Origin of the sequence: Marinobacter algicola DG893, assembly GCF_000170835.1 — a bacterium.
Lineage (GTDB): Bacteria > Pseudomonadota > Gammaproteobacteria > Pseudomonadales > Oleiphilaceae > Marinobacter > Marinobacter algicola.
In genome coordinates this window covers 1-25,067 of sequence record NZ_ABCP01000048.1, presented here as the reverse complement: position 1 = coordinate 25,067, position 25,067 = coordinate 1, and the positions used below count along the sequence as shown (strand labels likewise).

Genomic DNA, 25,067 nt, shown 5'->3' with positions numbered 1-25,067 from the left:
CGTTTCCGGGAAGGGCCTACACCGGTGCGACGATCACAAATTGTGAAGGCTAGGAGAGAGTAACTCACAATTCAGCCCCGAACGGTTTAACCAGAACAATAAGCCGAGGCAACAACGTAAGCGCCCCCACCAGAGCCATGAACATGGCAAATCCCGTGAACAACCCGAAGTAGATGGTCGGGATGAAATTCGACAGCACCAGGATCGAAAACCCGGTAATAATCGTCAGCGAGGTAAAGAACATCGCCTGCCCGATGCTGCGGTGGCAGCGGTGCATGGTGGCGAGGTAGTCGCCGTCCTTCTCGAATTCCGTCTTGAAACGGTGGATGTAGTGAATGGTGTCGTCCACCGCAATGCCCACCGTAATCGCTGCCACCGTGATCGTCATCATATCCAGCGGAATGCCCAGCCAGCCCATCAGGCCCAGCACCGACCCCGCCGCGATCAGGTTGGGGGCCATGCCAATCAGCGCCAGTTTTATCGACCGGAACAGGATCAGGAACATCACCATGATGGCCAGGAAGACAATGCCGATGGTCTTTATCTGGGAATCGAACAGGCTTTGCAGCATGTTGTTGTACATCACCGTCATGCCCGTAAGCTTCACCTGATCGTCCTCAAAGCCCATTTCTTCGGTGAGGTGAGTGAGTATGCGGTCCAGCAATGCTTGCCGGCGCAGGTCGGGGGAAGTCTCCAAGATGCGGATACTGAAGCGGGCCTGGTCGTGCTCTTCGCTGATGTAGGGCGTCAGAAGAATGTCCTTCAAGTCATCCGGCACCGCCGAGGGAACGAACGCCAGTTCCAGGGCATTCAGGGCCTCGCCACCGTTAACCTGGGCTAGGATGTCCAGGGTGGTGTCGATGGACATGACCTTGCCGGTCTCTGGCAGGCTGTCCAGGTAGTCGTGAACCTTACCCAGCCGATCCATCTTCTGATAGGTGAACCAGGTGTCCCGGTATTCCTCCGCTCCCCCGCAGTCCTCTACAAACGGGTCGCAGTCACTGGCAAAGGGATCACCACCACTGGCAAAGGGATCGCCGCCGGCTTCGCTTTCAGGCGGCTTGTCGTCCGTAATCACTACATCCAGCGGGGTTGTGCCTCCCAGGCGATTATCGATGGTGATCATACCCTGATGGATTTCGGTGCTGGACTTGAAGTAGTCGATGAAGCTGTTTTCCACCGTCAGGCGGTTCAGGCCGATGACACAGAGCACCGCGAGGATGGCGGAGCCGACCAGAACGGTTTTGCCGTAGTGCTCGGTAAACCGCGCAAACCAATCGGTAAAGGGAATCCGGTTGGAGCGCACTCGGTCGTCCACCGGCGGTGGCAGCAGCGCCAGCAGGGCCGGGAAAATGATAAATGTGATAAGGAACGCCACGGTCAGGCCGATGGTCATCATCCAGCCAAAATCGATCACCGGGCGGATGCCGCTGAAGGTCAGCGAGCCGAAAGCAACGATGGTGGTGATGGCCATGTAGAAACAGGGTTTGATCATGGCCAGCAGGGTGCGCCGCAGCGTATCCCGTGATTCGGCGTCAGGGTCGTCGTGCTGGAACTCCCGATAGCGAACGATCAGGTGGATGGTCAGCGAGAGGGTCATGATGAGCAGCAACGACACGAAATTGGACGAGATCACCGTGACTGGCCATTGCGCCCAGCTCAGGTAACCGATCACCAGCCACACCGTAAAGCCGCAGCACAGCAGTGGCACCAGGACCCAGCGCCACTGGCGGAAAATGATCGCCAGGGTCAGCAGCAGGAATATCAGCACGCCAATACCGAAGGTGGAGAGATCGTTCTGGATGAAACGGATCATGTCGGCAACGATCATGGGCACGCCGCCCAGGTAGATCTCGGCGCGGTCACGGTAGCTGTCGAGGACGGTCCTGACCCGTTTGATGGTTCGGTCCCGCTCCTCGCCCTGAGCCTCGGTGAACTCGATGAATGCCTGGCTGACGGTTTCCAGTCTTTGCTGTTCTTCTGCCGAGGCTTGGCCGCTCTGCGCTTTGTCCCGCAGCTCGTTGCGTTCCCGTAGCAGTTCGAAATAGCGCTCGGGAGTGGGCAGATTTACCTGTATCGCGGTGGTGCGCGCGTCTTCGCTGATTAGCAGGTTTGGATACAACGGGTTATTGAGCAATGCTTTTCTGGCGGTCTCCGGGGCTACGCCATCCTCATCGATGGTCTTGATCTCGGAGTCCACGGTATCCAGGGTCAGGCCCGGGCTGTGGAGCAGGGGGACGTTGAGGATGCTGTTGGTGGAGCTGACGTTCTCCAGGGCGGCCAGTTCGTCCCGTAATGACGCCAGCAACGCCAGGCCTTCGTTGCTGAACAACTCCTGGTCGGGTGTGTAGGTGACAACGAGGAAATCGTCGGAGGTGGTGAAGCGGCGATTCACCTCCCGGTATTGCTCCAGGGAGCGATCATCCTCAAGAACCAGGGACTCGGCGGACGCATCCAGTCGGAACTGGTCCAAACGCAGGCTGGCAACCAGCAGCAGGGCGCCAAACAGCAGGAGAATCAGAACAGGGCGGGGGAAAATCAACCGGTCATAGAAAGATCGAAGCCAGGACATCGCAAGCATTACCCTACACAGTGAAAGCGAGTGCAGAGTGTGCCACAAACTGTCAGTCGACGGTGCCCCTGTTTGAGGCCTATTCCAGGGAATTGATCAGTGGTTCAGTCTAACGCTTTGACCGGAATCTGTTGTGCGTTGGAGGAAGCGGGCACTTCTGGCACTGCAAGGCCCAGGTTATTCTTCTCGAAGACACGATCGGCGCGGTAGCTGGAGCGCACCATGGGGCCTGATGGCACTTCCATGAAACCTTTTTCCAGGCCAATCTCGCGGTAGCGATTGAAGTCTTCCGGGGTCACGTACTTTTCCACCGGCAGGTGGTTCTGAGTGGGGCGCAGATACTGGCCCAGGGTCAGAATGTCGACGCCGATCGCTCGCAGGTCGTCCATGGTTTCGAGGATTTCCTCTTCCGTTTCACCGAGGCCGAGCATCAGGCTGGTCTTGGTGAGCACGTCCGGACGATATTGCTTGGCGTGGGCCAGTACGCTGAGGGTTTTTTCGTAGCCGGCGCGGGGGTCCCGTACACGGGTGGTCAGGCGCTTCACGGTTTCCACGTTCTGGGCGAAAACGTCCAGGCCGGAGTCCACGACCTTCTCAACGTGCGCCATGACGGCGTCAAAGTCTGGTGTCAGGGCTTCCACGGCAACATGCGGAGTACGCTGCTTGATGGCGGACACGCAGGCCGCGTAGTGAGCGGCGCCACCGTCGTCCAGGTCGTCCCGGTCAACGGAGGTGAGTACGATGTAGCGCAGGCCCATGAGCTCCACGGATTTCGCCGTATTTTCCGGCTCTTCGTGATCGAGCCAACCCTTGGGGTTGCCGGTGTCCACGGCGCAGAAGCGGCAGGCGCGGGTGCAGACGGAGCCCATCACCATAATGGTGGCGGTACCGTTGGCCCAGCACTCGCCGATGTTCGGGCAATGGGATTCCTGGCAGACTGTGCTCAGCCGATGTTCGCTGACGTTCTTGCGCACCGCTTCGTAGCGTTCGCCCCCGGGCATGCGTGCACGCAGCCAGGAAGGTTTGCGCTGGGTTTTGGTGTCGATGATGCCCGAGCCCGAGCGCTTGATGCCGTCCTTGATCGCTGAGAATCCATGTTCGTTGCGGAACTTTGAACCACTGGTGACGCGTGATTTGGCACTGTCGCTCATTACTGGGGGACTCTCTTCTCGGCGGCGGATAAAAGGCTTGGCTGACCCTAAAGGGTAATCTGCGCCGGCGGCGGATACAAGGCAGGTACGGACAATCACGGGGGTTCCGGGCACGACTTTCGTCGTACCCGGTAACCACATCAGGCGGTTGTTTTATCCAGCGCCTGGCTGATATCGGCAATGATGTCATCCACGTGTTCGATGCCAATGGACAGGCGCACCAGATCCTCGCTGACGCCCGCACTTGCCAGTTCCTCTGGATTGAGCTGCCGGTGAGTCGTTGTGGCGGGGTGACAGGCCAGGGATTTGGCGTCACCAATGTTGACCAGGCGGTAGATCAGTTGCAGTGCATCGATGAACTTCGCGCCATTCTCAAGCCCGCCAGTAATGCCGAAACTGAGAATGCCCGACGCACGGCCACCGCATATTTTGTCGCAGGTGGCTTTGTAGGGGCTGTCGGCCAGGGTGGCGTAGTTCACCCATTCCACTGAAGGGTGATTCTGCAGGAAATTGGCAACTTTCTCGGCGTTTTCGCAGTGTCTTTCCATGCGCAGGCCGAGTGTTTCAAGCCCCTGCATGATCAGGAAGGCATTGAACGGGGCCAGGGCAGCGCCGGTATTGCGCAGGGGAACCACCCGGCAGCGCCCGATGAAAGCTGCTGCGCCAAGGGCTTCGGTATAGACCACGCCATGGTAGGAGGGGTCCGGCTCGTTGAGCATGGGGAACTTCGCCTTGTTGGTGACCCAGTCGAATTTCCCGGAGTCGACCACCACACCCGCTACGGTGGTGCCGTGGCCGCCGATGTACTTGGTCAGCGAGTGCACCACGATGTCTGCACCGTGTTCAAAAGGCCGGCAGAGGAAAGGCGTTGCCACGGTGTTGTCGACGATCAGCGGAATGCCGTGTTTGTGGGCGATGTCGGCCCAGCGCTGGATATCCACCACGTTACCGGCCGGGTTGCCAATGGATTCGCAGAACAGGGCGCGGGTGTTGTCATCAATCGCTTTCTCCACTGCCTCAAAGTCGTCGTGACGCACCATACGGCAGTCGATGCCCTGGTTTGGCAGCGAGTGGGCAAACAGGTTGTAGGTGCCGCCATAGAGCTGGCCGGTGCTGACAATGTTGTTGCCCACTTTGCAGATGGTTTGCAGGGAGTAAAGGATGGCTGCCATACCCGAGGCCACCGCGAGGGCACCCACACCACCTTCAAGCTGCGCCATGCGCTCCTCCAATACGGCGTTGGTGGGGTTCATGATGCGCGTATAGATGTTGCCCTGTACCTTCAGGTCAAACAGGTCGGCACCGTGTTGGGTGTCGTCGAACGTGTAGGACGTGGTCTGATAGATGGGCGTGGTTGCGGCGTTGGTGGTCGGGTCGCCGTTAAAGCCAGCGTGAAGGGCGAGGGTTTCCGGTTTCATGGTTGAACATCCCTTTTATCAAGCGTTGTTGTAGAGGTCGAACATCCCGATTGAGTATGCCACAGGCATAGGAACGTGAGCATTGTTTCATGTTGACCCGCATCTGCTTGTGACTTCCTTGTTTCCGCGCTAGGTTCGAACAGATATGACAGCCACGAACCTGAAAATAACAACGGGCATCCAAAGCCGGATCACTAGGCACGCCATTGGCTTGATGGCGAGGGCTGCTTTGACTGCCCTGCTCCCCCTGTTTGTCATAGCTTGCAGTGAGGATGTTCCCAACAACGAAGGAGGACGGGCCCAGGCTGGCGCTAATGTAGATGCGCCGAAAAGCCGTCTGCTGGAGCATCCGGAAACCGGTGAGCGGCTGGCCCGAAGGCAGGTGCTTGTTCGCGGTAATGCCAGTGAGCCGGCTTCCCTGGACCCCCAGCTGGTCCAGGACAGCGTGGGCAGCGCCATCGTGGTTGACCTGTTCGAAGGGCTAACCCGCAGCGGCCCAACGGGGGACACCGAGCCGGCGATGGCGACATCCTGGGCCGCCTCGAACAATAACCTGACCTGGACATTCCAGCTCCGTGAAGACGGCCGCTGGAGCGATGGCAGCACCGTTACCGCCCAGGACTTTGTGTATGGGTGGCGCCGGGCTGTAGACCCGGAGGTAGGCTCAAGCTATGCGTATTACATCGAGTCCGCCGGAGTAGCCAATGCCGGCGAGATCATCGCTGGTGAAAAGGCACCGGATACGCTGGGTGTGCGCGCTGTCGACGACTTCACCTTCGAGGTGACCCTGGACGAGCCGATCACCTATCTGCCGGAAATGACCGTCCACTACACCATGTTTCCCGCCCCCCGCCAGGCCATTGAGGCCCACGGCGAGGACTGGACCAGGCCTGGAAAAATGGTCTCCAACGGAGCCTATACGCTGAGCGCCTGGCATATCGGCGAGAAGCTGGTGGCGGCTCGCAATCCCCATTACTGGGGGGATGACAGAACCATCATTGACCGGGTGGTTTACCTGCCGATCGAGTCTTCGTCTGCCGAGCTTCAGCGCTACGCCAGTGGCGAGTTGCACATGACCTCCACGGTGCCGGTGTCCCAGATGGCCCGGTTGAAAAAAGAGCGGCCCAAAGAGTTGGTGATGGTGCCCAGCATGGCCACGTACATGTATGCCTTCAACGTCAACAGACCGCCCTTTGACGACGTGAGAGTGCGTCGGGCGCTGACCTACGCCATCGACCGCAATATCATCGTCAGCTACATCACCCGGGGCAACCAGATGCCGGCATTCACGCTGACACCTCCCTACGTCAGCGGTTTCGACTTCCGGCAGCCGGAGTACGCCACCTGGTCCCAGACCCGCCGCGACGAAGAGGCGCGCGAAGCCCTTAAGGAAGCCGGCTACAATGAAGACAACCCACTGGAATTCGAACTGCTCTACAACACTGACGAGAGTCACAAGGCTCTGGCCATCGTGGTCAGCCAGATGTGGAAAGAGAAGCTGGGGGCAAAGGTCACCATCAGCAATTTGGAGTGGAAAACCTTCCTCTCCGAGAAGCAGGCTGGCAACTATGGTATCGCCCGGTTTGGCTGGAAAGGGGATTACAACGAAGCCTCCACCTTTCTGACCCTGCTAACCCGCGACAGTGGGAATAACGACGGCGGCTGGAGCAATGAAACATACGACCAGTTGCTGCTGGATGCCCGCTCCAGCGACGATCCCAATCCCTATTATGTCAGGGCCGAGGAGATCCTCTGGCAGGAGTTTCCGGTGGTGCCGGTGTATTTCAACACCACGGTGGCGCTGGTAAGCCCATTCCTGAAGGGCTATCCGGAGAAGAATCCCCGTAACATTGTTTACAGCAAGGATATGTACATCACGGCAGACTGAGGGAAGCCATGTTCAGTTTTATCATCAGGCGTCTGGCTGTAGCAGTACCAACCATACTGACGTTGATCACTGTCTCGTTCGTGCTGATGCACGCGGCACCTGGCGGCCCGTTTACCAACGAGCGTAATGTGCCGGAAGCGGTGATGGAAAACATCGAGGCTAAATACAACCTGGATAAGCCTCTGTGGCAGCAGTACCTCATCTACGTGGGCAACGTCGCCCAGGGCGACCTGGGGCCCTCGTTTCGTTATAAGGACTTCACGGTCAATGAGCTGATCGAATCCAGCTTTCCCCGGTCCGCCTACATCGGTGCCTGGTCCTTCCTGTTCGTGGTTGTGTTCGGGGTGGGGCTGGGGGTGGTTGCGGCCCTGAAACAGAACCGTTGGCCGGACTATACGGTAATGACCGCCGCCATGATCGGGGTGGTGTTCCCCAATTTCGTGATGGCGCCGTTGCTGGTGCTGCTGTTTGCCGTCACGTTGCGCTGGTTGCCTGCCGGCGGCTGGGAAGGCGGTCAGGTGGAATACATCGTGCTGCCGATCATCGCCATGGCGACGTCCTACATTGCGCAGGTGGCGCGGATTACCCGTAGCAGCATGATAGAGACCCTGCGCAGTCCGTTCATCCGCACCGCACGGGCCAAGGGCATTCCCCGCCACAAGATCGTATTGCGACATGCCCTCAAGCCCGCGTTGATTCCGGTGGTGTCGTACCTTGGGCCGGCTTTCGTGGGCATCATCACCGGTTCGGTGATCATTGATCAGGTATTTTCCACGGGCGGCATTGGCCAGCACTTCGTCAATGGTGCCATCAACCGGGATTACTCGCTGATTCTCGGGGTTACCATTCTGGTGGGCGTGCTGACCATCGTCTTTAACGCCGCGGTGGATATTCTCTATACCTGGCTGGACCCGAGGGTGCGTTACTGATGTTTTTCTCCGACAAACATGCGGGCATGGGCGAACTGGCGGATACCCTTGCGGAAGACGCCTACACTGAAGGCCGTAGCCTGTGGCGAGACGCGCGACGGCGCTTCATGGGTCACCGGGCCGCGGTGGCGAGCCTTGTGGTGCTGGTCCTGTTGCTGTTGTTTTCCGCGTTCGGCCAGTTCCTGTCCCCCTTGGACAATGAGTCCATTGACTGGGCAAGCCTGCCGAACCTCGACGAAGACGGCGTGCCCAGCCTGGCCAGTCAGCACTATTTTGGCCTTGACCCCATCGGTCGGGACCTCTACCAACGCACCGTGCAGGGCAGCCGCATTTCCCTCATGGTGGGCGTTCTCGGAGCCCTGACGGCCGTGGTTATCGGTACCCTCTACGGTGCCATATCCGGCTATGTGGGCGGCCGTACCGACGCCATCATGATGCGAACGCTCGAAGTGCTCAGCGCCTTTCCCTTTATGTTCCTGGTGATCGTGCTGATGGCGGTGTTCGGGCGCAATGTGCTGCTCATTTTCGTGGCCATCGGCGCGGTGAGCTGGCTGAATATGGCCCGGATTGTGCGGGGTCAGACCCTGAGCCTGAAACGCAAGGAATACATTGAGGCTGCCATGTCCGTCGGTGTGCATCCCTTGCTGATTGTTCTTCGCCACATCGTGCCCAATGTGCTGGGCGTGGTGATTGTTTATGCAACCCTGCTGGTGCCGGAGATGATCCTGTTCGAATCCTTTATCTCGTTTCTGGGGCTTGGGGTGTCGGAACCCTACACTTCATGGGGTGCGCTGATTTCCGAAGGCGCGGATGCCATGTGGACCGCGCCATGGACCCTGATTTTCCCGATGCTGATGCTGGTGCTCACCCTGTTCTGTTTCAATTTCCTTGGCGACGGGCTGCGGGATGCCCTCGACCCTAAAGACCGCTGAGCCGGCAGGAACCCGATCTATGGCAATGCTGGAAGTCAATAATCTCGAAGTGGCCTTCGATACACCGGATGGCACCTTGCAGGCCGTGAGGGGCCTCAGCTACCAGTTGGAGGCTGGGCAGACTCTGGGTATCGTGGGTGAGTCCGGCGCGGGTAAAAGCCAGGGGGTATTTGCGCTGATGGGCCTGCTCCCAGACAACGCCCGGGTAAGTGGCGAGGTGATCTTTGAAGGCGAGCCACTGCTTAATTTGCCGGAAAAGCGGATGAATCAGATTCGTGCGGCCCGCATCGGCATGATTTTCCAGGACCCGATGACGTCCCTTAACCCGTTTATGAAAGTCAGTGACCAGCTCATCGAAGTGCTGGTGCAACACAAAGGCATCAGCCGCAAGCAGGCACTGCAGGAATCCCTGCAGATGCTGGACGCGGTGCGTATCCCCGAGGCCCGCAACCGTATTCATTGTTACCCCCATGAATTCTCCGGGGGCATGCGTCAACGGGTAATGATCGCCATGTCCCTGCTGTGCCGGCCGCGCCTGTTGATTGCGGACGAACCCACCACCGCCCTGGATGTCACGGTACAGGCTCAGGTGATGGACCTGCTGCGGGAGCTGCAACAGGAATTCAACACCGCGATTATCCTGATCACCCACGACCTGGGCGTAGTGGCCGGAAGCTGCGACCAGACGTTAGTGATGTACGGCGGCCAGATGATGGAGTTCGCAGCCACCCGGGATCTGTTTCGGGAGCCCGCCCACCCTTATACCAAAGGCCTGATGGGCGCCATTCCGCGTATTGATGAGCAGATGGAGGAACTGGTCACCATTCCCGGCAACCCGCCCAACCTGATGAACCTGCCGCCGGGGTGTCCGTTCTGCGACCGCTGCCCCGTGGCGGAGCCACGCTGCTATCACGAACTCGACCCGCCCGAGCAATTCGGGGCAGAGCGCATTCGTGTATGCAACCTGCCAAGGGAGGCGATTTGATGAATGAACAGCAACGCCTGCTGGCGGTAGAAAACCTGCAGGTCACCTTCGACATCATGCCTCGCAATGCCTGGCCCTGGACCCGGCCGCAGCCACTAAAAGCGGTGAACAACGTCAGCTTTACCCTCAACGAGGGCGAAACCCTTGGCATTGTGGGGGAATCCGGCTGCGGCAAGTCCACCCTGGCAAGGGCCATCATGGGCATGGTGCCCAGCCAGGCGGGAAAGGTGATGTGGTTGGGCGAGGACCTGCGGGGGCTTAACCTGAAACAACTGCGTAAACGTCGCCAGCGCCTGCAAATGGTTTTCCAGGATCCGCTTGCCTCTCTGTCGCCACGAATGACCGTCGGCGACATCATTGCTGAGCCCCTGCGTACCCACTACCCGGATATCAAGGGCGCCGAGCTAAGGGAAAAAGTGGATGCCATCATGGATCGCGTTGGCCTGCACCCTCACCAGAAAAACCGTTACCCCCACGAATTCTCCGGTGGCCAGTGCCAGCGGGTGGGCATTGCCCGGGCGTTGATACTGGAGCCGAAACTGATCATCTGCGACGAGCCCGTCTCCGCCCTCGATGTGTCGGTACAGGCTCAGGTGATCAATCTGCTCAAAAGCTTGCAGCGGGACATGGGCCTGTCACTGATCTTCATCGCCCACGATCTGAGTGTGGTCAAGCACATCAGCGACCGGGTGATGGTGCTGTACCTTGGCAATGTGGCCGAAAATGCCACCCGTGCTGAACTGTTCGCCAACCCCCGGCACCCCTACACCCAGGCGCTGATGGCGGCGGTGCCGATCCCTGACCCGGAGAGGGATCGGGCCAATCCTCCGGCCGAACTGGAAGGCGACCTGCCGTCCCCGATGAATTCCCCCAGCGGCTGCGTGTTCCGTACACGATGCCCGCTGGCGACGGACTATTGCAGTAAAGAGATACCAGTTTTGGAGGACAAGACCGGGGCAGGGCACTGGGTGGCGTGCCACTACGTGGAGCGCGAGGAAAAATTGAACTAAGCTTGCGGAGTGAATGGATCTCCGTGTTGGCGGGTCACTCTTATGGACAGGAAGTCTGTGCGCTATCAGCCCCTACTTATCGCCCTCCTCGCGATCACTATGCCCTTGAATCTTTCGCACGCGCAGGAACCGGTGCGCGTCGGAATTGTTGCTGGAATAGAGCGGGAAATAACGGTCTCGGAGGGAGCGTTGGAGGGGCGCTTCTCCGCGTTCTATCGGTGCGTGTTCGAACGGGTTCCCGGGAATTTTCAGTTCGTTGAAATGCCTTTGGCGCAACTGCTGTACCAACTGAGAAAGGGTGGTGTTGCGGTAGGTTTTCCCCTGGTTCAGACCTCTGAACGGGACCGCTACGCTGATTTCGGTGGGCGACTCTTCCAGACAGAGTACGTGTACCTGTCTTTGAAAGAGATGCCTCCTCTCAGCCAGACGGCTGGCCTCACCTACGCGTTCGTCCGGAAGTTCGTCGGGGATCAGTTGGTTCAAGGCGAAAACGCAAAGATTCTACACGTATCCGAATGGCGCCAAGCAGTCTACTTGCTCAAGTTGGGTCGGGCAGATGTTGTGGTTATTCCCTGGGTGCTCGTTGACAAGTTTATGGCCGATTTTGAGGGCGATTACTTTGTGCGCAGGGCGGCCTGGGTAGACCTGTCCCTTTACGTTTCCCATGAGCATGGGAATGGCCTGCTGACGGAAAAGCTGCGGCAGGCCATTCGATGGTGCCGGTATCGAAACGATCTCAACTGAGACTGGCGTCGTCATCAGGAAACACCGTGTCGTAGCACCAGGTGAAAACGAACGCATAGACCAGATAAAAGACCACGAAGGCGATGTCGACGATCAGTGCCTCAACCAGCCCAATGCCCATCCACCATGCGATGACCGGAAGGAAGGTTATCATCAGGCCCAGTTCAAAGCTGAGCGCATGAAAGAACCGCATCTTCAGTGACTTACGAGTAGAGCCGGTAAGCCGTTTCAGGCCGTGATCGAACATGAGATTGAAGAGGTAGTTCCAGCCGGTTGCAATGGTTGCACCGATGGCAGCCAGGGCACTGGTTTTGTCGAGCTCGAAGCCAAACACAAGTGCGGCTAATGGGATGGCGATAAGCAGGCCAATGACCTCGAACGAGACGGCCTGACGGATTCTGTCTTTGGTGGTTCTCATGGCTATTCAGGAACAATGGAGGCGGGTCGTCCCGCGTTCAATTCCCGGGAAGGGCGGGGGCGTCCCCGAAACGAAAAAAGGTCACGACGTGAGTCGCGACCTTTTAAATTCTGGTAGCAAGGGGCGGAGTCGAACCGCCGACCCCGGCATTATGAGTGCCGTGCTCTAACCAACTGAGCTACCTTGCCGAATTCGTCTGGATGAGCTCCAAACGAGGCGCGTATTTTCTGGATTTTACCCGGTACTGTCAACCCTCTTTTCGGATTTGTGTTTCTGGATCTTACAGATAAAGACAGCCGGCCCTTCTTCGGGCCTGGATAATCCATTAATGATAATTATTATCATTAATGGTATGCTCCTTTTAACTTTTCGACCACTTAGCAATAGTGTTGTTTCATCGATGACCATTCCTGCACTTGCGCCGCTGTTTGTTGGCGACTTTGAGTATTACCGGTCTATCCTGGTGTTGCCCGATGATACGCGCCCGGCCACTCCGGCGCGGGATTTGGCAACGGAGGATGGCTTGTCGTTGTTGTTGGAGCGTTATCGTCGTTCTCAACCTGGTGACGATGATCGTGCATTGCTTTCCCAATGGTCGCGCACCTATTTTGCAAAGCTCGTTATTCCGACGATAACAGCCAACCTTGTGTTAGGTCGGGAATTGCCTGTCGGTCTCGACACACTTGAGATTATTATAGGCTGTGATGGTCTTCCTGAGGCTTTTCGTATTCCCGATGAAGGCCGCCCCTTTGAGCAAGTGCCAGCGAGTCCGTTTGAGCGCTTTGGGGAGCTTCTGGAGAGTAATTTCGAGCCATTAGTCGTGGGGTGGAGTCGCCAGGTTAAATTGTCTCGCAAGGTGCTCTGGAACAACGCTGCGAATTACATTGAGTGGTTGGTGGGTGCCTTGGCGCAAATGGGCGTGCCGTCGAATCGCCTGGAAGATGGGCGGCGGCTGATCGAATCCGAGTACCGGCCAGACGGACAGCGAAATCCAATGTACCGTCCCGTGCGGTATATTCCGCGTAACGTAGGTCCTTCTCCGTTGCGGCAGCGTCGACAGTGCTGCATACGCTACCGCTTGCCAGGGTTGGAGTTGTGTGAGAATTGCCCCCATATTGATCGCCCGCCCAAAGGGGCAAAGCTACCTGAAAGCCTTGCTGTTAACGTCTGACGTTAAACTTGGGAAGCAGGATGTCAGCAGGTTGGAACCACTATCAGGCTGACAAGCCGATGGTCTTCCCGAATAAACCATGCATCCAGTTCAGTGTGCGATACCCATTCAGGTGACAGGGTTTCAAGTAAGCGCAATCGGGCGCGGCCGTCGGATTGCCAGGACAGCAGTTCTGCGTGTTCAAAGTAAAATCGCCTCTGAACCAGGGGGTAAAGTGCTTTGAAGAGCGTTTCCTTGAGGCAGAATGCCAGGGTAATAAAAAACCCCGCCTGACTGGCCAGCTCGGCACTGAATCGCTCCTGCTCTGAAGATGTCAGAATTTGCCGGCAAAGTGGCAGGGCACGTTCATCGGGCATGATGGTTTCTGCATCAAGGCCAAGCCCGGCGTAGTCCTGTTGCTGGCCAATAACCGCAGCAGCCCAACCCTGGGTGTGGGTGATTGAGCCTACGCAGCCTGTGGGCCATACCGGCGCCCGATCATCACCGAGCACCGGAACCACCGGTTGCCCTGTTGCGCGCATCAACCCTTCACGGGCGCAGACCCGGCCAGCGAGGTATTCCGCCTGGCGTTTGGCAACGGCTCTTGCCACAGACGGTGGCGGTGCAATATCGCTGATCGTGAAATCGTCCGGTTTTAGATTGCCGGGATCAAAGTCCAGACTGATCAGCTGAAGCCCCGGAAACGACTGGGGCCAGGGCCACCGGTCATCCGGGGTACTGCAGCATGCTGGCAGGAGGCTCACTGCTGGACGCTCCGGGGTGATTAGACATTGAACCGGAAGTGGATAACGTCGCCGTCCTGGACAATGTATTCCTTGCCCTCAAGGCGCCACTTGCCGGCGTCTTTGGCTCCGGCTTCGCCGTTGTATTGGACAAAGTCATCGTAGCTCACCACTTCGGCGCGGATGAAGCCGCGTTCGAAATCGGTATGGATGACGCCAGCCGCCTGTGGCGCGGTGGCGCCGACGCGCACGGTCCAGGCGCGCACTTCCTTTACCCCTGCGGTGAAGTAGGTTTGCAGGTCGAGCAGGCTGTAGCCGCCACGGATCACCCGGTCCAGGCCGGGTTCGTCCATGCCCATTTCTTCCAGAAACATGGATTTCTCGTCGTCTTCCAGCTCCGAGATTTCGGCTTCTATCTTGTTGCAGATAGGCACCACAACCGCGTTCTCGGATTCCGCAATCTTTTTCACGGTGTCCAAGTGAGGGTTGTTCTCGAACCCGTCTTCGCTGACGTTGGCGATGTACATGGTTGGCTTTACGGTGAGCAGGCAGAGTTCGCGGATCAGTGCCATCTTCTCTTTGTCGAGATTCATGCTGCGAACCGGTTTGCCTTCGTTCAGTACGGGAAGCAGGGTGTCGAAGACTTCAAGCTGCGCTTTGGCCTCTTTGTCGCCGCTTTTTGCGACTCGCTGAACCCGTTTGATGGCTTTCTCGACGGTTTCCAGATCAGCCAGGGCCAGCTCTGTGTTGATGATTTCGATATCCGAGGCCGGGTCGATCTTGTTGGCGACATGAATGACGTTGTCATCCTCAAAGCAGCGTACCACATGGGCAATGGCGTCGGTCTGGCGGATGTTGGCCAGGAATTGGTTGCCCAGGCCTTCACCCTTCGATGCGCCCTCTACCAGGCCGGCGATATCCACGAATTCCATCGTGGTCGCCACCACCTTTTCCGGCTTCACGATTTCGGCGAGCTTGTTCAGGCGAGGGTCGGGCATGGCCACGACGCCGGCGTTAGGCTCAATGGTGCAGAAGGGGAAGTTTTCCGCACCGATGCCGGATTTGGTCAGCGCGTTGAACAGGGTGGATTTGCCCACGTTGGGCAGGCCTACGATGCCGCAGTTAAATCCCATGGAATGCCTCTGCTGGGTATGAAAAATTTGGCCGGATTATACCGGTTTGAAGCTGTGCAAGCGATTCATTGCCGCGGGAAGTTTGCCGCTGGCGGCGTCAGGAAGCACCCGAATGATCTCGTTGATCACCGCATTCAGCTCTTCTGTTTCCCGTTTGCCCAGACGGCCGAGAACATAGCCTGTGACCTGGCGGCTGTCGCCGGGGTGGCCGATGCCGATACGAAGTCTCTGGAATTCGTTGGTGCCCAGGTGGGCAATGGTGTCCCGCAGGCCGTTGTGTCCGCCGTGTCCGCCGCTTTTCTTGAACCTGGCGGTACCGGGGGGGATGTCCAGCTCGTCGTGCGCAACCAGAATCTGTTGGGGCTGAATCTTGAAGAAGTCCGCCAGTGCCTTGATGGAGAGGCCGCTGCGGTTCATATACGTGGAAGGGTTCAGCAGATGCAGGTCGAGACCCTGAAGCTGAATTCGGGCGTAGAGCCCGTGGTACTTCTTTTCGGGGCGAAGCGACTGGCCCGTTTCACGGGCCAGTGCTTCAACGAACAGGGCGCCGGCGTTGTGGCGGGTATTCGCATAGTCGGGGCCGGGGTTACCCAGTCCCACCACCATGAGGATATCCTGTGCCATCTGCCATTGCCCTCATTCGTACAGGAGCGATTACTCCTTGTCTTCGCCTTCTTCACCCGCTTCGCCATCTTCGCCTTCGTCAGTATCTTCTGTCTTGGCAGCGCGCGGCTTATGGATTGCAACGACTGGCAGGTCGTGGTCTTCACCCTGCAGCAGAGCCGCAATACGAACGCCTTTCGGCAGTTTGAGGTCGCTCAGGTGAACAACCTGGTCCATCTCCACGGAAGTCATGTCGACTTCGAGGAACTCAGGCAGATTTTGCGGCAGACAGATCACTTCCACTTCGTTGATCTGGTGGTTAGCAACGCCGCCCTGGAGCTTGATGGCCGGTGCAGATTCTTCATTCAGGAAGTGCAGCGGTACGTTAACGTGGATCTCGTGATCCTTGTCAACACGCAGGAAGTCAGCGTGCGTCAGCAGCGGCTTGTAAGGGTGACGCTGCAGATCCTTCAGGATCACGCTTTCTTTCTTGCCTTCCAGTTCGATGGTCAGAATGTGTGAGAAGAAGGCTTCGTTTTCCAGAGCTTTTTTCAGCTCGTTGTGCCAGATGGAAATCGCAGTGGCTTCTTTCTTCCCGCCATAAATGATGGCCGGAATTTTACGCTCCTCACGACGCAGGCGGCGGCTCGCACCTCTCCCCTGATCGCCACGAGGAAATGCTTCGATAAGAAATTCCTGAGACATGGTTGTAACCTCAATTTTCACCAGAGCGGCCCGCGACCAGGTCCTGAACCGGTGACATTTTCGATATGCCGGAAGTTTTTCCGGCGGACTAAACAGACCGGGAGCCCACTGGGCTCCCGGTCTGGATTCTTTTCACTAAATCAGGCGGTTAGCTGATCAGGCGTTCTCAAACATCGCGCTGATGGACTCTTCGTTGCTGACGCGACGAATGGATTCTGCAAGCAGCCCAGCCATAGTGAGGATGCGGATCTTATCACAATTACGCGCTTTGTCACCCAGCGGGATGGTGTCGCAGACAATCAGCTCGTCCAGTTCTGACGCGTTCAGATTGTCGACCGCCGGTCCGGACAGGACAGGGTGCGTGATGTAGGCAACGACCCGGGAGGCGCCATGCTCCTTGAGCGCGTTGGCGGCCTTGCAGAGGGTGCCGGCGGTGTCGATGATATCGTCCACAAGGATGCAGGTCTTGTCTTTTACATCGCCGATGATGTGCATGACCTGCGACACATTGGCCTTGGGGCGGCGTTTGTCGATGATGGCCAGGTCGGCATCGTCCAGGCGTTTGGCCACGGCGCGGGCACGTACAACGCCGCCAACGTCAGGAGATACCACTACGAAGTTCTCGAAGCGTTGCTTCTCGATATCCTCAAGCATGACAGGGGTGGCGTAGATGTTATCCACCGGAATGTCGAAGAAGCCCTGGATCTGGTCGGCGTGCAGGTCAACGGTGAGAACCCGATCAACGCCGATACTGGAAATCATGTCTGCAACCACTTTGGCACTGATGGCAACGCGGGTGGAGCGAACACGTCGATCCTGGCGGGCGTAGCCATAGTAGGGGATAACCGCGGTAACCCGGGTGGCGGATGCACGGCGCAGTGCGTCGGCCATCACAATCAGTTCCATCAGGTTATCGTTGGTGGGGTTGCAGGTGGGCTGAATGATGAAGACATCATGCCCGCGAACATTTTCGTTGATCTCAACGGTGGTTTCACCATCGCTGAAGGTTCCAACGGTGGCCTGGCCCATGGGAATGTGAAGTTTCTGGGCGATGGCCTTGGCAAGCTCCGGGTTGGCGTTGCCAGTAAAAATCATCAGTTTGGACACGACGGCATCCTTCTCGGTATCGGCGTTTGATTCAGAAGAAGCGGGAGAAAGGTGGCTGGGGTGGCAGGATTCGAACCTGCGCATGACGGGATCAAAACCCGTTGCCTTACCACTTGGCGACACCCCAGTATCGTGCTTTTTTGGCATCATTTCAGCTCTGTCAGCTTTTTGTGAAGTGGTGAAATGTTCACCCCTTGAGCTACGAACCCCGTGATGCCGGAGGGTTTGCTTTCCCAGATAATCCGGGCTGCGGATTCTGTCGGGAAACGTCCAAATATGCAAGCCCCGGTTCCGGTTAATCTTGCAGGTCCGAATTGTGCAAGCCACTCCAGGCTTTGATGAACCTCAGGATACAGTCTTCGAACTACATCCTCACAGTCGTTTCGGTACCTCGAGGCGTCTCCCTCAAAAGCGGGCGCTATTTTGATTCCGGGGGTATCCCTTGTCAACCCTTGCTCGGAAAAAATCTCTTTGGTGCTTATATCGCAAGGTGGTTTTATAACCAGAAACCAGTCTTCTGGTGGGTTGGCGTCGGTGAGTCGTTCGCCCACGCCTTCGCCCCAGGCTGCATGTCCGCGAACGAATACGGGCACATCGGCACCCAGGGACAGGCCCAGTTCAGCCAACTCGTCCAGGGAGCGGTTCAGGCCCCACAGGCGGTTCAGCCCCACCAGTGTGGTGGCGGCATTGGAGCTGCCACCACCAAGGCCACCGCCCATGGGCAACTGCTTGTCGATTGCAATACTGACACCGGGAGTCGTATGACCTGCGGTTGCCGCCAGTTGTCGCGCAGCACGGACAATCAGGTTTTCCTCGTCGGGCACCCCGGGCAGGGGTTGCTCAAGGACGATTCTGCCATCGGTGCGTGCGGTCAGGGTCAGGGTGTCGCCATAATTCAGAAACTGAAACAGGGTTTGCAGTTCATGGTAGCCATCCGGTCGACGCCCGAGAATATGCAGGAAGAGGTTCAGTTTTGCCGGGGAGGGCAGAACCAGGCTGTTCACCGGCTGTCTCCATCGGTCTGGTTCCAGCTGGTAACCACCACCCTCACGCGCTTCTCGCCCTTGACCGCCGTGATACGGGCGGGCAGATGAGGGTAGCCCTCTATGAATGCTTGCCAGCGGTCGTAGCGGATCTCCCAGCCCAGTTGGCGTATGACGGCCAGTTGACCCTTGTCGTCGAAGAACAGCTGGAAGTCCCCGTCAGGGCCGGGCAGGCCCCGTATCCACCAGGCCAGGCTGTCAATGGGGAGCAGCCAGCCGGTGGCGGCGTTGACCAGGGACTCCGGGTCGCCGGACTGGTAGCGCTCGCCGTTGGGAAGTGTGAGTTCGATGAACCCGGGAACGCCTTCAAGGGTAGTGCGGCCCATACCGAGGAACGATGATGACAGCGCCAGTTCGTACGTTTCCCGGTCCTGTTTCCAGTAGTTGATGACGGCGGTGCCGCTGTCCGAGGGCTGGCGAACGGCGAGTTTGCCGGTCAGTTCCCAGTGCTGAAGCTGGTCAAGTCGGGCACTGGTCTTGCGCCAGTCGGCCGGTGGCTGTTCAGTCAGGCCTTCGGGAAGTGGTTCAACTGTCAGTGAGCTGCAGCCGCTCAGAACCAGGGCGGCGAACGTCAGCGCGATAACCGATAATTTCACAGGGACGGCTCCCCGGTCAGCCGTTCAACAGTTTCAGTCAGTATCGGGTGGTCCGGGTCCTGCTCGAAGCCTTCTCTCCAGATCGAGCGGGCCTGTTCCTGATTGCCGGTTTGCCAGAGCGCTTCGCCGTAATGAGCGGCTACTTCCGGGTCAGCGTAGGCCTCCCAGGCACGTGACAGATAGCTCAGTGACTCGTCGGTGTTGCCCTGCAGATACAGTACCCAGCCCATGCTATCGAGTATGGCAGGGTTCTCCGGATCGATGGCCAGGGCTCTCTCAATATAGTCCCTGGCTTCATCGAGTCGGTCCGTGCGGGTGGTAAGGATATAACCCAGCGCGTTGAGTGCCACGGCGTTGTCGGGCTGTTCCTCGATGATTGTTCTCAGATCGGCTTCGGCCTGCTCTGGCTTATCCATGGAGTCGAGCAGCATGGCACGGGCGTAGCGAATGCGGACATTGCCAGGGAAGGATTTCAGGGCTTCATTGGCCGCCTGAAGGGCTCGCTCGTCATGATCCCGATCCAGCAGGAGATTGATTTCCAGCAGGCGGAAATTCTCGTCCTGGTCGGGGTTGTTCTTGCGGATCTCGCGAATGTCGGCCAGGGCCTCGTCCAGCTCTCCCTGTTCCGCCATCAGTTCGCTGGCACGGGCCAGGGCCGGGAAAAAGTAATTACCTTTCTCGACATTCCTGTAGTAGCCGATGGCCTGCTCGTTTTCGTTTTCCTCGTCGGCAATCCGGCCCAGGTAGTAGTGAGCCTCATCGCTGTGGTGGCCTTGTTCGATCAGGCGTGTCAGTTCCTCCTTGGCCAGCGCGATCTGATCGTTTTCAAGCGCGACCAGGGCGTAGGAGAGCCGCAGGCCGGGAACGTCGGGGAAGCGGTTAACCAGCCGGCGGAATTCGTTCTGGGCGGTTTGCAGCTCACCTTCGCCGATCAGCATGCGGCCGTAGAGGGTTCCCATCTGGCGATTGTCGGGGAATTGTCGTGTATTCGCCCTCAGGTGATCCAGGGCCTGCTGTTTCTGGTTGGTCTGGTAGAGCAGGTCGCCCTTGAGTATCAGTGCTGGCTGGAAATCCGGCTTGCTGTCCAGAAGGGGTTCCAGTTTGGCGAGGGCTTGCTGGGGCTCGCCCGTCACCTTCAGTAGAAGGGCAATGCTGTATTGCAGTTCCGGGTTGTCAGGGTGGCGCTGCTCCAGTTGCTGGTATAAGTCGAGCAGTTCCTGCTGTTGTTCCGGCGGCAGGTTTCCGGCCATCGCGGCAAGGCTGTCAAAATCCGCGTCGCCGCCCAGATCCATGATCTTTTCCATGTGGCCCAGGGCGGTCTCCAGTTCGTTCTTCTTCACGGCCTGGATGGCGGAGATACGATGTGCCTGCATGTTGTCCGGGGCTACCTCCAGCCACAGCGCCGCCAGTTTCTGCTGCGCGTTATCGGCGTTCAGTGACTGGGCAATGCGCATGGTCCGCTCAATCACGCCCAGATCGCGGGATTGCTGTGCCGCCTTCATGTAATTGACAAGGGTGACGTCGAATCGGCCCCGTTGGGCGGCTATCTCGCCGGAAAGCAGCAGGTACAGTTCTTCCGGTTCGAAATCGGCGTAACGGATGTCCGCTGACGGTTCCGCGGATGATGCAGTGGCGTCATCAGGCGACGAGGTGGATTGCGATTCCTGGTTGTCCTGGAGAAAAGCGCAGCCGGACAGGGAAAGCCCAAGCAGGCAGGTACCAAGCAGTAATGCAGACTTATGCATGCAACATCCCATGATCTGTGTACGATGCACCTGATCGGCCGGAGAAGGGTCTGGCGGCGGTCTCAGATGTGGCGTAGTGCGACAAGGCTCTATGATGGCACAAGCGCTTGATATTGCCCAACCTGTCAGCAGTTGCCGATATCACGATGGTTATGGGTGGCGACACTGGCTCCCGATCGTTAAAATGGCGGTATCGAACCGTCGTCAAAGATAAGGCAGTCTAACCCCGATATGGCACTGGTCACCCTCGGAATCAATCATCGCACCGCACCGGTAGAGTTGCGTGAGCGCGTCGCGTTCACGCCCGAGCGTATGGCCGAGGCGTTTGCCGAACTGCGTGCCACTTCCGGCGCCAGCGAGGCGGCGATCCTGTCTACCTGCAACCGCACCGAACTGTATCTGGCCGGAGATGACGACTGTGCCCCGGCGGTATTGCGGTGGTTGGCGGGGTTTCATGACATGGAGGCGGCAGACCTGGAAGACGTGCTCTACGTACATCGGGACTCAGACGCCGTGCGCCACATCATGCGGGTTGCGTCGGGGCTGGACTCCATGGTGCTTGGAGAGCCGCAAATTCTCGGCCAGCTCAAGGACGCCTATGCCCTCGCTCGCGAGCATGAGGCGAGCGGTGCGTTCCTGTCCCGTCTGTTCGAACATACGTTCTCCGTCGCCAAGCGGGTGCGCACGCAGACTGCTATTGGCGAAAACCCGGTGTCGGTGGCCTACGCTGCAGTCAGCATGGCGCACCACATCTTTGCGGATATGTCCCGCAATCGAGCCTTGCTGATTGGCGCCGGCAAAACCATTGAGCTGGTCGCGAGGCATCTGGCCGACGCTGGCGTGAAAAACTTCCTGGTTGCCAATCGTACCCTGGAACGTGCCCAGGCGCTGGCGGACTCCCGTGGCGGGCAGGGCATTATGCTCTCCGACATTCCAGAACACCTGGCAAATGTGGACATCATCATTTCCTCCACTGCCAGCCCGTTGCCTATCCTTGGCAAGGGCGCCGTGGAGCGTGCGCTTAAAAAGCGCAAGCATCGCCCCTATTTCATGGTGGATATCGCCGTTCCCAGGGATATCGAACCCGAGGTGGGTTCCCTGGCTGATGTCTATCTCTATACCGTTGACGACTTGCGGCAGGTTATCGAGGAGAATGTTCGTTCCCGAGAGGGCGCCGCGCGGGAAGCCGAGAACATGGTTGCTGATGGCGTACAGCAGTTCCTGAGCCAGCTACGGGCCCTGGATGCTGTCTCCACCCTCAAGCAGTTCCGTCAGCGGGCCGAAGCCCTGAGAGACGGGGAGACCGAAAAGGCCATTCGCGCCCTGCGTAATGGCGCAGACCCCGAAACCGTGATGCGAAGCATGGCCCGGGGGTTGACCAACAAATTACTGCACGAGCCGTCCATCCAGGTCCGCAAGGCCACCACGGAGGGCAGAACCGAAGTCACTCAATGGCTCAGAGAGCTGCATCAGCTTGATGTGCTGGATGCCGACGCGCCCATCACCCCGGAAAAACTATGAAGTCATCGATTCAGTCCCGCCTCGAGCAGCTTGTTGACCGCTTCGAGGAAGTCAGCGCGTTGCTGAGCGATCAGGGTACTATTGCCAACCAGGATAAATTCCGCGACCTGTCCCGGGAATTTGCCGAGATTGAACCCATTGTTCACTGCTTCCAGGCATGGCAGAAATCCCGTGACGATGTTAAGGAAGCCACTGAACTGGCCCGCGACGGTGACGCCGACATGCGAGCCATGGCGGAAGAGGAGTTGGGCCTGGCGGAACAGAAGGGCGAGGAACTGGACGAAGAGCTCCAGCGCCTGATGCTGCCCAAGGACCCCAACGATGGCAAGAACGTATTCCTGGAGGTTCGTGCCGGCACCGGGGGCGATGAGGCAGCGATTTTCGCCGGCGACCTGTTCAAGATGTACATGCGGTACGCGGAACGCCAGCGCTGGCAGGTGGAAGTCATCAGCGCCAGCGAAGGTGAGCACGGCGGTTACAAGGAAGTCATCGCCCGCATCGCAGGCAGTGCCGTCTATGGCGCGCTGAAGTTTGAATCCGGTGCCCACCGGGTTCAGCGCGTGCCTGAGACAGAATCCCAGGGTCGAATTCACACCTCCGCCTGCACGGTGGCGGTGATGCCGGAGGCGGATGAAACCGAAGCCGTTGAAATCAACAAGTCCGATCTGCGGGTGGACACCTTCCGAGCCTCTGGCGCCGGTGGTCAGCACGTCAACAAGACTGATTCGGCGATTCGTATTACCCATATTCCCACGGGCATAGTGGTGGAGTGTCAGGAAGAGCGCTCCCAACACAAGAATCGGGCCAAAGCGATGAGTTTCCTGGCATCGCGACTCCAGAATGAGGAAATTGAACGCCAGCAGAAAACCATGGCGGCAACCCGAAAGAGCCTTGTGGGCAGTGGCGACCGCTCAGAGCGAATCCGCACCTACAACTTCCCCCAGGGGCGGGTGACCGACCACCGCATCAATCTGACGCTGTATAAGCTGGATGAAGTCATTTCCGGCGATCTGGACGCGGTCATCATGCCGTTGCAGCAGGAACATCAGGCCGACCTGCTGGCCTCCCTGGCTGATGAGTGACAAGCCGTTCGCCTGTGAGGCATTGTTAAGAAAAGCCGCGGCACATATCGGTGGCGAAACCCCGCGCCTCGATGCTGAGCTACTCCTGGGATTTGTGACTGGCTGGTCCCGAACCACGTTCCGGGCCTGGCCGGAGCGAGAACTGGACGCAACCCTGATTGCCCGATTCAGTACCCTTGTGGAGCAGCGTTGCGAAGGCCACCCAGTTGCGCACCTTTTGGGGGAGCAGGAGTTCTGGTCACTGCCGCTGAAGGTCAACCCGTCCACGCTCATTCCCCGTCCGGATACTGAGTGCCTGGTGGAGGCTGCCCTGGCGCTGGATCTGCCGGCAAATGCCAGCGTGCTGGACCTTGGCACCGGTACTGGTGCCATCGCCCTGGCCCTGGCCAGTGAACGATCCGGCTGGCAGGTTTCCGCCTGCGATGCCATCCTGGCGGCCGTGGACCTTGCGATCGACAATGCCGCGCGATTGGGATTGCCGGTGACGGTGCAGCAAAGTAACTGGTTTTCCGATTTACCGCCTGCCGTTTTTGATCTCATTGTTTCCAATCCGCCGTACATTGCAGGCGATGATGTTCATCTGGGCCAGGGTGATGTGCGCTTCGAACCGGCGTCGGCCCTGGTCGCGGGTCGCGACGGCCTGGATGACATCCGGCTGATCGTTGCCGAAGCGCCGGATTGGTTGGTTGGCGGTGGCTGGTTGATTCTGGAACACGGCTATGAACAGGGTGCGGCCGTTCGACGGCTTCTCATCGAGGCCGGTTTCGCCAGCGTGGAAACCGGCCAGGACTACGGCCAGCGTGACCGCTTCACCCTTGGGAGGAAACACCATGTTGAATGACGAGGAACTGCTGCGTTACAGCCGCCAGATCCTGATGCCGACGTTTGATATCTCCGGCCAGACCAAACTCAAATCCGCAAGGGTACTGGTCGTCGGCGCTGGCGGCCTTGGCTGCCCGGTCGCCCTCTACTTGGGCGCCGCCGGCGTCGGCCACCTGACACTCGTCGACAACGACCTGATCGAGATTGCCAACCTGCAGCGCCAGATTGCGTTCGAGCAGGCCGACCTGGGAGAATCCAAAGCGGAGCACCTGGCCGACCGGGTGAGGCGCATAAACCCGGATGTTTCGGTGACAACCCTTAATGAATGCCTGGAAGGCGATGAACTGCAGCGACAGGTAAACTCGGCTACCCTGGTGGTCGACTGCACCGACAACTTTAACACCCGCTTCGCCCTCAACCGCGCGTGTGTGGCTGCCCGCGTCCCACTGGTATCTGGCGCAGCCATTCGTGGGGAAGGGCAACTGTCGGTTTATGATGTCCGTGATGACAACAGTCCCTGTTACCACTGTCTCTACCCAGAACAGGGCAATGAAGACCTCACTTGTTCCGAAGCTGGCGTTATCGGCCCCTTGGTAGGAATGATCGGCGCTTCCCAGGCGATGGAAGCCGTAAAGGTCATCACGGGAGTGGGTAAGCCGCTGGTTGGGCGCCTGCTGATTCTGGACGCCTGGCAAATGGAATGGCGAGAGATGAAACTCTCAAGAGACCCAAGTTGTCCTGTCTGCAGCAGTAGAGAGTCAACATAAGGC

General features: G+C 58.4%; 23 protein-coding genes and 2 tRNA genes. 11 read left to right on the top strand and 14 right to left on the bottom strand.

What is annotated here, in order from left to right:
- Positions 1 to 64: 64 nt before the first annotated feature.
- From MDG893_RS18200 to MDG893_RS18190, 3 genes are all read right to left on the bottom strand, one after another.
- Positions 65 to 2,572: an efflux RND transporter permease subunit gene (locus MDG893_RS18200; RefSeq protein ID WP_007155304.1), complete on the bottom strand. Its 2,508-nt coding sequence runs from the start codon at positions 2,570 to 2,572 to the stop codon at positions 65 to 67.
- A 104-nt stretch (positions 2,573 to 2,676) separates the two neighbouring features.
- A complete protein-coding gene (gene lipA, locus MDG893_RS18195) occupies positions 2,677 to 3,723 on the bottom strand; it encodes a lipoyl synthase (protein ID WP_007155303.1) in 1,047 nt (348 codons plus the stop codon).
- A gap of 140 nt (positions 3,724 to 3,863) precedes the next feature.
- Entirely contained in the window at positions 3,864 to 5,141 is a 1,278-nt protein-coding gene (locus MDG893_RS18190) for an O-acetylhomoserine aminocarboxypropyltransferase/cysteine synthase family protein (RefSeq protein WP_007155302.1), read from the bottom strand.
- 145 nt (positions 5,142 to 5,286) lie between these two features.
- Here MDG893_RS18190 and MDG893_RS18185 point away from each other — a divergent pair, with 145 nt between their 5' ends.
- Genes MDG893_RS18185 through MDG893_RS18160 form a run of 6 tightly spaced genes read left to right on the top strand, consistent with a single transcriptional unit; the run spans position 5,287 to position 11,629 of the window.
- Positions 5,287 to 7,029, top strand: coding sequence for a peptide ABC transporter substrate-binding protein (locus MDG893_RS18185; protein WP_007155301.1), 1,743 nt, complete (start codon positions 5,287 to 5,289; stop codon positions 7,027 to 7,029).
- Positions 7,030 to 7,037: 8 nt separating this feature from the next.
- Positions 7,038 to 7,958: an oligopeptide ABC transporter permease OppB gene (gene oppB, locus MDG893_RS18180; protein ID WP_007155300.1), complete on the top strand. Its 921-nt coding sequence runs from the start codon at positions 7,038 to 7,040 to the stop codon at positions 7,956 to 7,958.
- Positions 7,958 to 8,890: an oligopeptide ABC transporter permease OppC gene (oppC, locus tag MDG893_RS18175; RefSeq protein WP_007155299.1), complete on the top strand. Its 933-nt coding sequence runs from the start codon at positions 7,958 to 7,960 to the stop codon at positions 8,888 to 8,890. Before oppB ends, oppC begins: the two co-directional genes overlap by 1 nt.
- Positions 8,891 to 8,909: 19 nt before the next feature.
- The gene (locus tag MDG893_RS18170) at positions 8,910 to 9,875 is read left to right on the top strand and encodes an oligopeptide/dipeptide ABC transporter ATP-binding protein (protein WP_007155298.1); all 966 of its coding nucleotides are present in this window, start codon (positions 8,910 to 8,912) and stop codon (positions 9,873 to 9,875) included.
- Positions 9,875 to 10,885 carry an oligopeptide/dipeptide ABC transporter ATP-binding protein gene (locus MDG893_RS18165; RefSeq protein ID WP_007155297.1) on the top strand — a complete coding sequence of 337 codons (1,011 nt, stop codon included), beginning with the start codon at positions 9,875 to 9,877 and terminating at the stop codon, positions 10,883 to 10,885. The genes MDG893_RS18170 and MDG893_RS18165 overlap by 1 nt, the downstream gene beginning before the upstream one ends.
- A 42-nt stretch (positions 10,886 to 10,927) precedes the next feature.
- The gene (locus MDG893_RS18160; protein ID WP_007155296.1) at positions 10,928 to 11,629 is read left to right on the top strand and encodes a type 2 periplasmic-binding domain-containing protein; all 702 of its coding nucleotides are present in this window, start codon (positions 10,928 to 10,930) and stop codon (positions 11,627 to 11,629) included.
- Here MDG893_RS18160 and MDG893_RS18155 read toward each other — a convergent pair.
- Entirely contained in the window at positions 11,622 to 12,047 is a 426-nt protein-coding gene (locus tag MDG893_RS18155) for a PACE efflux transporter (protein WP_007155295.1), read from the bottom strand. The genes MDG893_RS18160 and MDG893_RS18155 overlap by 8 nt on opposite strands.
- Before the next feature lie 111 nt (positions 12,048 to 12,158).
- Positions 12,159 to 12,235: transfer RNA gene (locus tag MDG893_RS18150), tRNA-Met, on the bottom strand.
- 140 nt (positions 12,236 to 12,375) lie between these two features.
- Here MDG893_RS18150 and fhuF point away from each other — a divergent pair.
- Entirely contained in the window at positions 12,376 to 13,218 is an 843-nt protein-coding gene (gene fhuF, locus MDG893_RS18145; protein ID WP_244264452.1) for a siderophore-iron reductase FhuF, read from the top strand.
- A gap of 23 nt (positions 13,219 to 13,241) precedes the next feature.
- Here the strand turns inward: fhuF and MDG893_RS18140 are convergent, their stop codons facing one another.
- The 9 genes from MDG893_RS18140 to MDG893_RS18100 all read right to left on the bottom strand — a co-directional run bounded on the left by MDG893_RS18140 (position 13,242) and on the right by MDG893_RS18100 (position 20,872).
- On the bottom strand, positions 13,242 to 13,961 hold the full coding sequence (locus MDG893_RS18140) for a 4'-phosphopantetheinyl transferase family protein (RefSeq protein ID WP_007155292.1): 720 nt from the start codon (positions 13,959 to 13,961) through the stop codon (positions 13,242 to 13,244).
- Between the two features lie 20 nt (positions 13,962 to 13,981).
- A complete protein-coding gene (gene ychF / locus MDG893_RS18135) occupies positions 13,982 to 15,073 on the bottom strand; it encodes a redox-regulated ATPase YchF (protein WP_007155291.1) in 1,092 nt (363 codons plus the stop codon).
- A gap of 36 nt (positions 15,074 to 15,109) precedes the next feature.
- On the bottom strand, positions 15,110 to 15,697 hold the full coding sequence (gene pth / locus MDG893_RS18130) for an aminoacyl-tRNA hydrolase (protein WP_007155290.1): 588 nt from the start codon (positions 15,695 to 15,697) through the stop codon (positions 15,110 to 15,112).
- 30 nt (positions 15,698 to 15,727) lie between these two features.
- The gene (locus MDG893_RS18125) at positions 15,728 to 16,381 is read right to left on the bottom strand and encodes a 50S ribosomal protein L25/general stress protein Ctc (protein ID WP_007155289.1); all 654 of its coding nucleotides are present in this window, start codon (positions 16,379 to 16,381) and stop codon (positions 15,728 to 15,730) included.
- 156 nt (positions 16,382 to 16,537) lie between these two features.
- A complete protein-coding gene (locus MDG893_RS18120; RefSeq protein WP_007155288.1) occupies positions 16,538 to 17,488 on the bottom strand; it encodes a ribose-phosphate diphosphokinase in 951 nt (316 codons plus the stop codon).
- Positions 17,489 to 17,540: 52 nt separating this feature from the next.
- A tRNA-Gln gene (locus tag MDG893_RS18115) sits at positions 17,541 to 17,615 on the bottom strand.
- Between the two features lie 19 nt (positions 17,616 to 17,634).
- Positions 17,635 to 18,492: a 4-(cytidine 5'-diphospho)-2-C-methyl-D-erythritol kinase gene (gene ispE, locus MDG893_RS18110; RefSeq protein WP_007155287.1), complete on the bottom strand. Its 858-nt coding sequence runs from the start codon at positions 18,490 to 18,492 to the stop codon at positions 17,635 to 17,637.
- Positions 18,489 to 19,127 carry a lipoprotein insertase outer membrane protein LolB gene (gene lolB, locus MDG893_RS18105; protein WP_007155286.1) on the bottom strand — a complete coding sequence of 213 codons (639 nt, stop codon included), beginning with the start codon at positions 19,125 to 19,127 and terminating at the stop codon, positions 18,489 to 18,491. The genes ispE and lolB overlap by 4 nt, the downstream gene beginning before the upstream one ends.
- A complete protein-coding gene (locus MDG893_RS18100) occupies positions 19,124 to 20,872 on the bottom strand; it encodes a tetratricopeptide repeat protein (RefSeq protein ID WP_007155285.1) in 1,749 nt (582 codons plus the stop codon). Before MDG893_RS18100 ends, lolB begins: the two co-directional genes overlap by 4 nt.
- A 231-nt stretch (positions 20,873 to 21,103) precedes the next feature.
- Between MDG893_RS18100 and hemA the strand changes: the two genes are divergently transcribed.
- The 4 genes from hemA to MDG893_RS18080 are packed head-to-tail and all read left to right on the top strand — an operon-like array spanning position 21,104 to position 25,064.
- Positions 21,104 to 22,393 carry a glutamyl-tRNA reductase gene (gene hemA / locus MDG893_RS18095; RefSeq protein ID WP_007155284.1) on the top strand — a complete coding sequence of 430 codons (1,290 nt, stop codon included), beginning with the start codon at positions 21,104 to 21,106 and terminating at the stop codon, positions 22,391 to 22,393.
- Entirely contained in the window at positions 22,390 to 23,475 is a 1,086-nt protein-coding gene (prfA, locus tag MDG893_RS18090) for a peptide chain release factor 1 (protein WP_007155283.1), read from the top strand. The genes hemA and prfA overlap by 4 nt, the downstream gene beginning before the upstream one ends.
- Positions 23,468 to 24,316, top strand: a complete 849-nt coding sequence (gene prmC, locus MDG893_RS18085; RefSeq protein WP_007155282.1) for a peptide chain release factor N(5)-glutamine methyltransferase — start codon at positions 23,468 to 23,470, stop codon at positions 24,314 to 24,316. The genes prfA and prmC overlap by 8 nt, the downstream gene beginning before the upstream one ends.
- Entirely contained in the window at positions 24,306 to 25,064 is a 759-nt protein-coding gene (locus tag MDG893_RS18080; RefSeq protein WP_007155281.1) for a HesA/MoeB/ThiF family protein, read from the top strand. Before prmC ends, MDG893_RS18080 begins: the two co-directional genes overlap by 11 nt.
- The last annotated feature ends 3 nt before the right edge of the window (positions 25,065 to 25,067 follow it).